This is a genomic window from Methylobacterium sp. Leaf117 (assembly GCF_001422985.1).
Lineage (GTDB): Bacteria > Pseudomonadota > Alphaproteobacteria > Rhizobiales > Beijerinckiaceae > Methylobacterium.
The window spans coordinates 97,502-109,166 of record NZ_LMNL01000040.1; the positions used below are offsets into that span (position 1 = coordinate 97,502).

Genomic DNA, 11,665 nt, shown 5'->3' on the forward strand with positions numbered 1-11,665 from the left:
CGCGGGCGTCCAGAAAGCAGCCGTTCCCATGTGCATCAACACAGAACGGCTGCTGGTCCGCAACGAAGCCTTAGGCCCCCATAGTCATAACGGAGCCGCCGTCGACCCGGAGGAACTCGCCGGTGATGAAGCTGGCGTGTTCCGAGCAAAGGAACGCCACTGCCGCCGCAACCTCCTCAGCTCGGCCGCGGCGCTTTGCGACGATGCCAGGGCGCTCCTCATCCAACGTTTGTTGAACCGCCTCGTCGAAGGAAATGCCCTTCTCTTTTGACTTCTTCTCCATTTGAGCGTCGGTCATCGGCGTCGCGATGAAGGCCGGTCCGACCGCATTCACGAGTACGCCGTCCGAGCCGTAGGCCTTCGACAGTCCCTTCGCGAGGTTCAGAACACCGGCCTTGGCGGCGGCATACGGCAGTTCCTCGATATAGGGCTGCACCGCGTCCTCCGAGGAGAACAGCACGATGCGGCCCCAGCCCGCCTTGCGCATGTGCGGGATGAAGGCTCTGGTCGCGCGCACTCCGGCCATGAGATCGGTCTGCAACGCCTCAATCCAGTCCTCGTCCGTGAGTTCGAGGAAGTCGCCAGACGCTCCCGTGATGCCGGCGGCGCAGACGAGGATGGTGGGCTTGTCATCGAAGGCCATGTTGGCAAAGGCGGCGAGCACCTCTATCCCCTTGGCCCCGCTAAGGTCGGCTTCCACGGCGCGGATTTGACCCAGCGCCGACAGCTCCGCGGCGGTGGCTTGCAGCTCCGGGCCTTCCTTATCAGTCAGGACGACGTGGACGCCCTCGCGCAACAGTTGCTCGGCGGTCGAGCGACCCATGCCCGACTTCCCACCTGTCACGACGGCGATTCGTCCCTTGATGCCGAGATCCATGGCTGTCTCCTTGGGAAAGCGGTGGTTGGGTCGACCAGCGTTGAATACCCGAGGCTAGGCTGAGCCGCAGCGGGCGTGAGACGGCTTCAGGCGCTGCGGGCCTGCTCCGGATGGCGCCCTTCCGCGAACTCCTCGACGATCTTGGCGCAGAACGCCGGTAGGTCCTTCGGGTTACGGCTGGTGACGAGGCCCTTGTCGACCACCACCTCCGCGTCGACCCATTCACCGCCCGCGTTACGAATGTCGGTCTTCACCGTCGGGAAGGAGGTAAGCTTGCGCCCCTTCACGACGTCGGCCTCCACAAGCGTCCAGGGCCCGTGGCAGATGACACCGACCGGCTTGGCCTGCTGAAAGAAGTCCCGGACGAAGCCGACCACGGCCTCGCTGCCGCGGAGCTTGTCGGCCCCCACACTGCCGCCGGGGATGACGAGCCCGTCGAAGTCTGAGGCGGACACGCCGTCTATGACCTTGTCGACCAGATACTTCCCAGCCGGGTCGAGGTCGTTGTTGACCGTCTCGGCCTCGCCTGCCTCAAGCCCGACCACCGTGACGGTCGCGCCGGCTGCGAGCAGCGCCTCGCGGGGCTTGGTGAACTCCGGCTCCTCCGTCCCCCGAGGGGCGATCATAATGGCGATGGTCTTGCCCTGAAGGGTCATGGTTGGCTCCTCTGTGCGTGGTGGAAAGGGGTCGGCGTCAGGCCGGAATGCTCTCCGGCAAGGCGATGTTCTCGGCGGTCACACCGTTCTCCCGGTGGCGGAAGTCGCTCAGCGCTCGGTAGACCTGAAGCCGCGCCCGCATCACCGAACCGAGCGGCTGGTGCGCCGCGAGGCTGTGCGCGGGGCGGAAGGTCATCACCTCGTCGAAGTAGCGAACCCGCTCACGGGAATAGGCGTCCTGCCGGGGCAGGCGGAGCGTCGCCACCGTGCGGTACGGGCTGATCGCAACCGGCCAGTCGACAGAGGCATCCTCGATGGGCTGGCGCTCGGCATCGGCCCAGAGCTGCGCCTTCAGCTCGTAGACCACGTCGGACTCGCGGAAGAACGCCGCCGCCGCGTGACGAAAACCGTCCTCGTCTCCATGTGGGTCGAGGCGCCATTCGCCCAGATCCAACTGTGCCTTGGAAGCCGGGACTGCGCCAAGCTTGGCGACGTAATCGCCGAACCGCATCGGGGCCTGACTAAAGTAGCTGTCGGCGAGCGGGTGGCTGTAGGGATGGCCGAGGAAATCGGCCATGGCGCTCTCAGTCCCGAAGGCGTGCAATACGCGGTTGAGGTTGCGCGCCGTGGTGGCGACCGCGCTCTTCACGCCCTCTGGCAGGCCCGTCGATTTCCCGATAACCGTCCCGTCCCGCAGGAACCCCGCCGCCGTGCCCGACGGGAAGGTCGTGCCCGTGGCAAGCACAAAGTCCTGGGTGTCGACGTCGTGGCCGGGCAGCTTCTCGCCGGGTACCCCGAACACCTTGATCGACATGCCGCGATGGGTGGACACTCGGTCGCCCAGGGTCTCGCCCGGCCCCTGGGCGAAGCGCACGGCGACCTTATGCGCCCCTTGCTTGGCGAACAGACCCTGCGCGAGTTCGGGCGGTAGGTTCTCCGTGACGATCAACTCCCCGACGACACAGGCCGAACTCTTGGCGTGGCTCGCACGCACGGCGTGGTGCTCTCGCTTCTCGACGACCTGCGACTGCTGGATCATCCCTCGGATGATCCCATCGATGGACTTCTGCTCGTCCGGTGCGGGCGTCTCGATGCCTGGCGCGTAGCGAAGGTAGGCCATGCTTGTTCCTCCGGAGCTGGTCGGTAGGGGTAGACGGTACAAGTCGGAGGTCGGGCGTCGCCGCCAGGCTTGGAGAAACGCTCCACGCCTTCCTGGCGTCGGAGCGGACAGCCAGGGAGCATCGACAGCCGACTGACGCGGCGGCGTCTGCTTGCGTGACGCGACAATCCTGAGTTGGCGCGCAGCCGGGGCTACCGGGTGTACGCTGCCCAGGCCTTCACATCTCGGCTTCGGGTGGCCACCGTCCCTGTCGCGGGCTCACGGGCCGACATCATCATCAAGGCGCCGGCTGACACCAAGCCTGCCATGGCCCTTAGTTCGTCTAGCTGCCTAGGGTCGTGGGAGATGGCATCCGCCTCTGTCTGAAGGCGCAGGTTGCAGGCCTTCGTGGCCAACCCGCCATCGGGGGTGCATGCATCGTGTCGGGCGCATGCCGCATCAAGCGCGTCAACCGGGGCCGCGGGAGCGTTGTTGCCTGGGCCGCAGTAGTTGCCGTGTATCAACGCCGCCCCTGACGGGCGGCCCGCGGCCTGGGCCGAAACGGGCGCAGCCAGGACGGCGAGGAGTGGAAGACTGAAGGCGAGCTTATAGTTCATCGTGGGGTCTGACCCTCCGACCTCTAGCCACAGTATGCTTGCGCTCACGTGGCTTCCATTGCGGTTGTTGCGGGAGAAGCACTTCTACCGGGCTCTGGTTCCGCACCGGTCGCGATGTCGCAACCTGTCGCGTCACCCCGGTTCGGCGGATGCGGCCGGTATCGATCTAGGGTGAACACCTCTTGGTCTTCACTCGAATGCAGCGCCACCTCGTAGGGGTGCTTGCTCACGTCGAACAGGCCGGCCCCGACGATGAGGCGACAATCGATAAGTTGAACAAGACGTTCGACAGGATCCTCCAAATGGTCACCGATTATTCGGGGCATGCCGTCAAATAGGTACATGCCAGGTCACTCGGCATCCGTGAGGGGAAACGGTGTACGCTGGACTGCCCCCCGAACTGGTCCAGGGTCCGTTCGCCAAGCCGAGCGAGCACAAGGTCTACATGCGGCTCTCGACCAATGCCGGCAACATCCTGCCCGACGTGGTCTCGCCCTGAAGATTCTCGATGCCGAAGGCGAGCTCCTGCCCGGCACGAAGGGGACGACGCACCACTTCATCATGGTGATCTGCAAGGTGTTCCAGGCGCCGAATGCCGAGAAGTTTCTAGACAGCCTCAAGCTCCTCGCGGACCCCCACCGACCGTGTCGAGGGACTCAAGGTCGCCGCCTGTACCATTCTGCGAAGGGTCAACAAGGCGCTGCACGCGGTCGGTATCGACAGCCCGACCATCGGCTCCCTCGGCGGCGCGCCCAACGTCAATCTCCTCGGTGATACCTGCTATAGCCTCGCCCTTGCTGCGAATTCGAGGTACTTACCCGTGTAGGGGACGCTTCTATGCGAATTTCGGCAGCACGTACCGGCCGAATGCCTCGGAAAACCGACTTTGATCGCAGGCGACCTGGTGGATGATGATCTCCGCCGGTCCCAGCTCGGCCAGTTCGGCGAGCCAAGCGGCGTGTTGGCCAAGATCAGTAGAGATCCGCACATAACCGGGCACGTCTTCGGGCCGAACGAAGCGCGACGCAGTTTCGAACTCCTCGGGCGTGCGGAGCTCCCAGTTCACGTTGCCCTCCAGCATGTTGCTAGCCCATTGTGTATGAGCCTCGGCCAGCGCTTTGGCCGGATCGGGATCCCAGCACACCTTGGTCTGGAGGAAGATCGGCTTGCCCGCACCCCCGCTCTCCCGGAACGCCTCGAACACGGGGCGCAGCTTGGCCGGATCGATCCCCACGGTCACGAGACCATCGGCCCATTGGCCGACGCAGCGCGCCGTCTCCGGCGTCACCGCCCCTGCCAGCAGCCGCGGTGCTCGCTCGGGGCGGGAGTACAGCTTGGCGTCGACAACAGTGATCCGTCCGCGATGGGTCACAGTTTCGCCCGCCAGGAGCGCACGGATCACTGCCGCGCACTCGCAGAGCCGGGCAGTTCGCTCTGCCTTTTCGGGCCAGGGCAGCCCGGTCACGTCTTCGTTCAGGCGCTGTCCGGACCCCAGCGCCAGCCATAGCCGCTCCGGAAACATTTCGCTCAAGGTCGCAGCGGATTGTGCAAGCACCGCGGGGTGGTGCCGGTAGCCCGGCGCGGTGATGATCCCGAAGGGCAGTTGCGTGCCTGCCAACGCGGCGCCGAGCCAGGACCAGGCATGGCCCGAATGCCCTTGTGCGTTGCTCCAGGGCTTGAAGTGCTCGGAAGACATGGCGCAAGCGAAGCCTGCCGCCTCCGCCTCCCGGACGTAGCGCAGCAGAGCCGACGGGGCGTGCTGCTCATGGGAAGCGTGGTAACCGATACGGACCATGGTCGAACGTTTCCTGCTGGGTTTATGCGGTTTGCAGCCGGTCAGGCAGCATTTTTGATGTCGGGGGCACGACGGGTCTCTGTCTCGCGCAACGTCCGATCGGCGTAGGTGCCCTGTACGGCGTCTCGCCCGCCGTGCTCGTACAGGTCGAGCATCAGAGCCGAGTGGATGAGGCCGAGATGGCTAAAGGCCTGCGGGAAGTTGCCGAGGAATGCGCCGTCCTCGGCGGTCTGCTCGGCAATGAGCCCCACATCGTTCTGCAACACCCGCAGGGCGGCGAAGCGCGTCCGGGCGTCCGCCTCCCGCCCGAGCCACAGCAGTGCGTCCACCATCCAGAAGGCGCAAAGCAAGAAGGTACCCTCGTGGCCGGGCAGGCCGTCATCGTTTTTGTACCGGTAGACGAGGTGTCCGTACCCCAGCCGCTCGTCGATGACGTCGACGGTCCGTGCAAAAACCGCCTCGTCTACGGGAAAGCCGACCATCGGTGCGATCAGTAGAGCGGCGTCGACGTCGTCGCTGCCTAGATACTGCGGGTAGTAGCCGTCCGCGTGTACGCCCTCGCCGTTGACGAAGGCCACGATGCTGTCGCGCTCGGTACACCAGTCCTCCCGGGGGCCGAACAGTCGGATAGCGCGGTCGAGCGCGACCCAGTTCATGATGGCAGCGTGAAGGTAGCGCCGCTCGGGCTTCCGTGGCTCCCATAGGCCGGCGTCCGGCTCGGACCAATGTGCGGCTGAGATGTCAGCAAGCCGTGCTCCGTGTCGCTTGAGCTCCTCCGATAGGGTGCCGCCGAGGCGCTCGTAGAGGTAGAACAGGTCGAGCACTTGGCCGTAGGCATCTGCCTGGTGCTGATCGGCGGCCCCGTTGCCGCGATGCACCGGGCCCGAGCTGCGCCAACCCTCGAAATGGGCGATCTCGGTTTCCTCGAGATCGGCCTCGCCCGAGATGCTGTAGAGCGGCTTCAGTTGTCCCTTCTCACGCTCGCACAGGGCGCCGACAAACGCGAAAAAGCCTTCGGCCTCGCGGGACATGCCGAACTTCTTGAGCACATAGAACGACAGGCAGGCGTCGCGAATCCAGCAGAAGCGGTAGTCCCAGTTACGGATGCCGCCAACCTCCTCGGGCAGCGACGTCGTGGCCGCCGCGACGATCGCCCCAGTGGGCTCGTAGGTCAGCATCTTCAGTACGAGGGCCGAGCGCATCAACTCGTCGGCAAGTGGCCCGACATAGGCCGAGTCCTGTGTCCACAGCACCCAGGCCCGACGTACCTCCTCCATAAGCGCAAACGCATCCGGCGGCGCTTCTGGTGGTTCATCGAGATAAAGGGCGAAGGCGCGGCTTTCGCCACGCCCCAGCGTGAAGCGAGCCGCGGCGACCTCCTCCTCCAGCGCGAAGTCGGCATCGGAGACGAGCCCGGGGCAGCCCTCGGCGGTGATGCGCCCCGCATCGACCCGCAGCGGCGCAAAGCTCTCGGCGAACCCGGCCAGGGGGCGGTACACAGCGACCATCGGAACATGCCCGGACAAGCCAGACACGAGGCGCACGAGACGCGGCCGGTCCTCGTCGCCTTCGGGGCCGACCATGAAGTCGTAGAGGTGAACGAAGCCGTCGACGGTGGTGAACGTGGTCTGCAGGATGTTGGTACGGCTGAGATACTGCCGCGTCGTCTCGTAGGTGCCCTCCGGGCGGATGACAAAGTAGCCGCCACGCCGCCGGTCGAGGAGGCGCGAAAAGCTGGGATCGGCGTCGAAGCGCTCGAGGCAGGCCCAGTCCAACGAGCCGTCACGAGCCACGAGGGCGCAGCCCTCGCAATTGCCCAGCAGGGCATAAGCTTCGATCGGCTGGTAGTCGCGCTCATCGGTGGTCGACATAAGGACTCCTCGCGGGTGCCGCGCTGCGGCCACCCAACGGTGCTGGCGGAACGAGAACGAGAGGGAGGTCGGAGCGGTCAGCCGGCGAGACGGAAAGCCGGTTCGATCAGGCCGCGAACGCCGACATTGACGAGGAGCGTACGCCCGTGTTCCGGATCGCGGGCCTTCGCATCGTCGTCCATGCCCTCGTAGGCCGTCGTCACGAGCAGCCGGTCGAGGTCGCGCCCGACGAAGGTTGGACAGGTCGGCTGCTGGGCTGGGACCGGGACGGTGCGGACGCGCTCGCCCGCGGGGCTGTAGGCGTCGAGGCAGCCCGCGCCGAAGCGAGCGGTCCAGATCAGCCCTTCGGCGTCCACGGCGGCACCGTCGACGCCGCCTTTCCCGCCCCTGTGGTCATAGTGCGTCTCGGGCTCGGCCACGGGCAGGCCCGTGGCGGAGTTCAGGGCGACGCGCCTCAGCAAGCCCTCCTCAGTATCGACGAAGTAGCCGGTCGACCCGTCCGGAGAGAAGGCAATCCCGTTCGGCGTGGTCAACCCGCCGTAGAGCTGTGTGATGTGTGTCCCCGCCACATGATAGATCGCACCGCGCCCGGACTCAGCGTCCAACCCCATGGTTCCGATCCAGAGAGCGCCGCTCGGATGTACGCGTCCGTCATTGGACCGCGTGCCGGGATCGTCCGCCTCCAGGGGGGCGTATAGGGTCAGCCGTCCGTCCGCGACGGTTCGGACGTAGAGACCGTTCTCGGCTGAGAGCAGTTGACGGTCGGCATCGATCGCCGCGACGTCACTCGCCATGAGGGGAAGTGCGTGAACTTGGGCGGGCTGAGCCTCCGCGGCCAACGATCGCTCGAACAGCCGCCGTTCGAGGATGTCGACCCACCATATGGTATCGGTCTCCGGCTCGTAGCTCGGCCCCTCACCGAGATGGCACCGAGACAAGTCCAAGATAATTGATGATACAGGCAGCAAAACGTTGATCCCAACACGCCGACGCTGGGAGACGCACCGCTTCGGACGATGTTCCCAATCTGCGACCGTAAGTCCAAGGATGATTCTGCACGAACATCAGCATATTTTAATCCGCCCGGCGAATACGATGAGTGATATAGTTTCACGATCGGCTGTTTATTGATGTCAAAATCAGATTCACTTATAACTTTTGTTTATGGTGAAAAACACACCCAATAAATAAGTATACGTAAAAACTCAATAAACCTGATGCAGGTGTTGGTCTGTTCTGGTTAAATGCTTCTGCCTTGCCGACCAGCCTCCAAGCGGACGTTGCCGGCTTTTCAGAGGGTCGGAAGCGGTCTCCGCGGCTATGTCCGCTTCCTTGCATACGCCCTCCACAAGCGGAACGGCAGAAATCCACCCAGGGCGGAAGGGCTGGGTTCGTTCGAGAACGCCTATTTCCGGAACGGTATTATGTCGGGGTAACCGACTGCATCAAACGCGCTGCATTCCCGAAGCATGCATGGCCTCCTCAACTTTGCCGCCGAGGAGGCCGGGCTTCAGATTTCGGTCCCTTCGGCCAGAGCGAGCGCGTCTTCAACGTCCACGCCAAGGTAGCGTACCGTACTCTCGATTTTCGTATGCCCGAGCAGAATTTGCACAGCGCGCAAGTTGCCTGTTCGCTTATAGATCAACGCCGCCTTTGTTCGACGTAGGGAATGTGTTCCGTAGTCTTCGCGCCGGAGGCCTATACCTGTCACCCATTCATCTACCAGACGGGCGTACTGTCGGGTGCTTATGTGCGCTTTATGGTCGATCCGGCTGGGAAAAGCGTAATCATTAAGCCCGCCCCCTCGACACCCAAGCCAAGTCAGAATGCTGGTACGTGCTGGTTCAAGCAGTTCGAACTGTACAGGCCGTCCAGTCTTTCGCTGAACGACGATGACCCGCGCCCGCACCCGCTCGCCGCTGACAAGCTCACCGATCTTCAATTTGACGATGTCACAACCGCGCAGCTTGCTGTCGATGGCGAGGTCAAACATGGCACGGTCGCGTACACGCCGCTTTCCGTCGAGCCAGAAACGGATGGCCCAAACCTGCTGAGGCTTGAGAGCGCGCTTGGCGCCGAGCTTCCGTCCTGCGTTCCACGGACGGCGGTTCTTGAAGGCTGGGTCGTGCTGTGAATGTCCCATTTCTTATCTCCCAACCGGCAGATGCCGGCAGGGAGAGAAAGGGCGCTGCGAACGTAGTCTGCGCACCACCGGTTCGACGTTCGGGATCTGTGCCACTCAGCGGCCAAGCCTAGAATGCAGCCCAACTGTGTCTAATCCAACCCGGTCATATAAGCAGGTACGAGGGCCGCCCGAAAGCGGACAGGGGTTAGGGTAAAGTTTAACGACGCATTTGACCGGCTGCGAACTTCCGCCCCGCCTCGATCAAGCTCATCGCGACTACGCTCCCGGCTGTCAAACCTATTATCCTCGTCTGTCATACCCTGGGCGTACTGCGCCACACAAAGGTCCCGATGGCGCACCGCCGGTCGAGGGCAGTGCCGTCACTGGTCTCGGTCACCTGCCCCGCGGCGTCCGCCTCCCGACGCAAGCTACAAAGGCTGCGGGGATGGCAGGTCGGCGCCCGCGATTCTCGGCCCTAAGCCGGCAGGAGCCCCGAGGTGCGGTAGCTTTCGATCAGGGCGTCGAATTGCGAGACGTCCGAACGGCTCCGGGCGTAGAGCTGGGCGCCGGACACTGCGGCGAAGATGGCCCGCGCCCGCGCCTCACTCTCCTTCGGCTTCACCGCCCCGGCCATCACCAGCACCTTGGCGAGCCAGGCGATGTTGACGTCGGCGAAGCCCTGCGTCTCCCGCTGCATGGCCTCCGGCAGGTTGGCGTACTCGGCCGACATGAAGCTGCACAGGCATAGCCTGTTTCCGTCCTCAAGCGACCGGCGGAAGGTGCCTGGATAGAGCCGCAGGCATTCGAGCGGGTCGCCGGTCTTCTCCAGCATGGCGTCGAGCTCGACCGCGATGTCCTCCCAGTAGCGTCGCGCCACGGCGGCGCCGAGGTCAGCCTTGCTGGCGAAGTGGTGATAGATGCTCGCCGCCTTGATGCCGACATCTGCGGCTAGGTCGCGATAGCTCAACCCGCCGTAGCCGTGCGCCTGCGCGGTCTTCCGTGCGGCGGCCAGGATCGTCTCCCTCGCGTTCGTGCTCAACTCTGCCTCCATGTCGAAATCAAAATACCTACCAATCGTTAGTTAGGGATTGACGGCCAGAAAATCAACCCTAGGTCCAACCTACCGAACGTTAGGCAGGAAAACCAGCCATGACCCAGGACATCATATTCTCCGACGCCACCCGGCTCGCCGAGCTGGTCCGAACCAAGCAGCTCTCGCCCGTCGAGGTCGTGCAGGCGCATCTCGACCGCATCCAGGCCGTCGACTCGAAGGTCAACGCCATCGTCACCGTCGCCGAAGGGGCACTCGCCGCCGCGAAGGAGGCTGAGGGGGCGGTCATGGCGGGTGGCGATCTCGGCCCGCTCCACGGTATGCCCTTTACCGTGAAGGACTCCATCGACACCGCCGGGGTGATGACCCAGCGCGGCTCGCCGATCTTCAAGGGTCGCACCCCCGACGCCGATGCGACCAGCGTCGCCCGCCTGAAAAAGGCCGGCGGCATCCTGCTCGCCAAGACCAACCTGCCCGAGTTCTCCTACTGGATCGAGAGCGACAACCTGCTCTCCGGCCGGTCGAACAACCCGTGGGCCCTCGACCGCACGCCCGGCGGCTCCAGCGGCGGCGAGTCGGCGGCCATCGCAGCGGGCATGTCGCCGCTTGGGCTCGGCACCGACCTCGCCATCTCGGTCCGCGGCCCGGCCGCCCAGACCGGCATCGTCTCTCTGAAGGCGACCCACGGACGCGTGCCGATGACAGGCATCTGGCCGCGGGCGCCCCGCCGCTTCTGGCACGTCGGCCCGATGGCCCGCTCAATCCGTGACCTCGCGCTCGCCTTCTCGCAACTCGCCGGCCCCGACGGGCAGGACGCGTTCGCGAGCAGCACCGTCCCGTTCGACGCCGGCCTCGGTGCCGCGTCCGACCGGAAGCTGCGCGTCGGCTGGATGATCGGACCGGGCTTCGGGCCCATCGACACGCAGGTCGCGGCGACCGTCAAGGCGGCGGCCGAGGCTCTAAGGGGGGAGGGTCATCACGTCGAGGAGGTGCGCATCCCGGCGCTGGAGCGCGACTTCGCCCTCGACGTGTTCAACAAGCTCCACGTCATGGAGATGAAGCCGGCCTTCCGCGAGGCCACCACCGGCCACGAGGACCAGATGTACAGGATGGCCAAGACGATGCTGTCGCTGCCCGACACGTCGGTGGAAGACTACATCGCGGCCGAGCAGGCGGCAGAGCGGCTCCGAGACGGCTACGCGGCCTATTTCCGGGACTTCGACGTGCTCCTGACCCCGGTGCTGCCCGTCCCCGCGCACAAGCACGGCATCCAGGACCTCGTCGTCAACGGCGAGACGGTTGACCTGACCTACCTGCAGGGCGCGACCGTGCCCCTGAACGTGACGGGTTTGCCGGGGCTGTCGATGCGCTTCGGGACGAGCCGCGAGGGGCTTCCGATCAACGTGCAGCTGGTGGGAAGCTGGCAGGCGGAGACGACCCTCCTACGCGCCGCCTCGGTGCTGGAGGCGGTGAGCCCGGTCCGTGGGCTGCATCCGAGCCTCTGACGGGTGCGACCGGGGCCGAAGATCTGTCCGGCCCCGGACCACTGGGAGGGCGGGATCGTACGGCGGCGG

Annotated in this window: 11 protein-coding genes and 1 pseudogene; 3 read left to right on the forward strand and 9 right to left on the reverse strand. The window is 65.0% G+C overall.

Annotation, left to right across the window (positions count from 1 at the left end; genetic code table 11):
* Positions 1-70 precede the first annotated feature (70 nt).
* The 4 genes from ASF57_RS24055 to ASF57_RS27170 form a co-directional block, all read right to left on the reverse strand.
* Complete coding sequence (locus ASF57_RS24055; RefSeq protein ID WP_056488618.1) at positions 71-877, reverse strand: SDR family oxidoreductase; 807 nt, start codon at positions 875-877, stop codon at positions 71-73.
* Between the two features lie 86 nt (positions 878-963).
* On the reverse strand, positions 964-1,533 hold the full coding sequence (locus ASF57_RS24060; RefSeq protein WP_056488621.1) for a type 1 glutamine amidotransferase domain-containing protein: 570 nt from the start codon (positions 1,531-1,533) through the stop codon (positions 964-966).
* A 37-nt stretch (positions 1,534-1,570) separates the two neighbouring features.
* Entirely contained in the window at positions 1,571-2,653 is a 1,083-nt protein-coding gene (locus tag ASF57_RS24065; RefSeq protein ID WP_056488625.1) for a catalase family protein, read from the reverse strand.
* Between the two features lie 191 nt (positions 2,654-2,844).
* The gene (locus tag ASF57_RS27170) at positions 2,845-3,249 is read right to left on the reverse strand and encodes a hypothetical protein (protein ID WP_056488628.1); all 405 of its coding nucleotides are present in this window, start codon (positions 3,247-3,249) and stop codon (positions 2,845-2,847) included.
* A 376-nt stretch (positions 3,250-3,625) separates the two neighbouring features.
* On the opposite strand from ASF57_RS27170, the gene ASF57_RS27345 reads away from it, so the two are divergent.
* Entirely contained in the window at positions 3,626-3,748 is a 123-nt protein-coding gene (locus ASF57_RS27345) for a hypothetical protein (RefSeq protein WP_280138779.1), read from the forward strand.
* A 336-nt stretch (positions 3,749-4,084) separates the two neighbouring features.
* Here ASF57_RS27345 and ASF57_RS24075 read toward each other — a convergent pair whose 3' ends face one another.
* The 4 genes from ASF57_RS24075 to ASF57_RS25300 form a co-directional block, all read right to left on the reverse strand.
* Positions 4,085-5,044: a TIGR03885 family FMN-dependent LLM class oxidoreductase gene (locus ASF57_RS24075; RefSeq protein WP_056488631.1), complete on the reverse strand. Its 960-nt coding sequence runs from the start codon at positions 5,042-5,044 to the stop codon at positions 4,085-4,087.
* 41 nt (positions 5,045-5,085) lie between these two features.
* Complete coding sequence (locus tag ASF57_RS24080) at positions 5,086-6,915, reverse strand: glycoside hydrolase family 15 protein (RefSeq protein WP_056488634.1); 1,830 nt, start codon at positions 6,913-6,915, stop codon at positions 5,086-5,088.
* A gap of 77 nt (positions 6,916-6,992) precedes the next feature.
* Entirely contained in the window at positions 6,993-7,883 is an 891-nt protein-coding gene (locus ASF57_RS24085; RefSeq protein ID WP_156376329.1) for an SMP-30/gluconolactonase/LRE family protein, read from the reverse strand.
* A gap of 542 nt (positions 7,884-8,425) precedes the next feature.
* Positions 8,426-9,058, reverse strand: coding sequence for a tyrosine-type recombinase/integrase (locus tag ASF57_RS25300; protein ID WP_082504488.1), 633 nt, complete (start codon positions 9,056-9,058; stop codon positions 8,426-8,428).
* A gap of 236 nt (positions 9,059-9,294) precedes the next feature.
* Here ASF57_RS25300 and ASF57_RS27175 point away from each other — a divergent pair.
* A pseudogene (locus tag ASF57_RS27175) lies at positions 9,295-9,428 on the forward strand (type 1 glutamine amidotransferase domain-containing protein); the annotation flags it as partial.
* An 87-nt stretch (positions 9,429-9,515) separates the two neighbouring features.
* On the opposite strand, the gene ASF57_RS24095 reads toward ASF57_RS27175, so the two are convergent.
* Positions 9,516-10,079 (reverse strand): TetR/AcrR family transcriptional regulator, encoded by a 564-nt coding sequence (locus ASF57_RS24095; RefSeq protein WP_056488741.1) that lies wholly within the window; start codon positions 10,077-10,079, stop codon positions 9,516-9,518.
* 110 nt (positions 10,080-10,189) lie between these two features.
* Between ASF57_RS24095 and ASF57_RS24100 the strand changes: the two genes are divergently transcribed.
* The gene (locus ASF57_RS24100) at positions 10,190-11,596 is read left to right on the forward strand and encodes an amidase (protein ID WP_056488643.1); all 1,407 of its coding nucleotides are present in this window, start codon (positions 10,190-10,192) and stop codon (positions 11,594-11,596) included.
* The last annotated feature ends 69 nt before the right edge of the window (positions 11,597-11,665 follow it).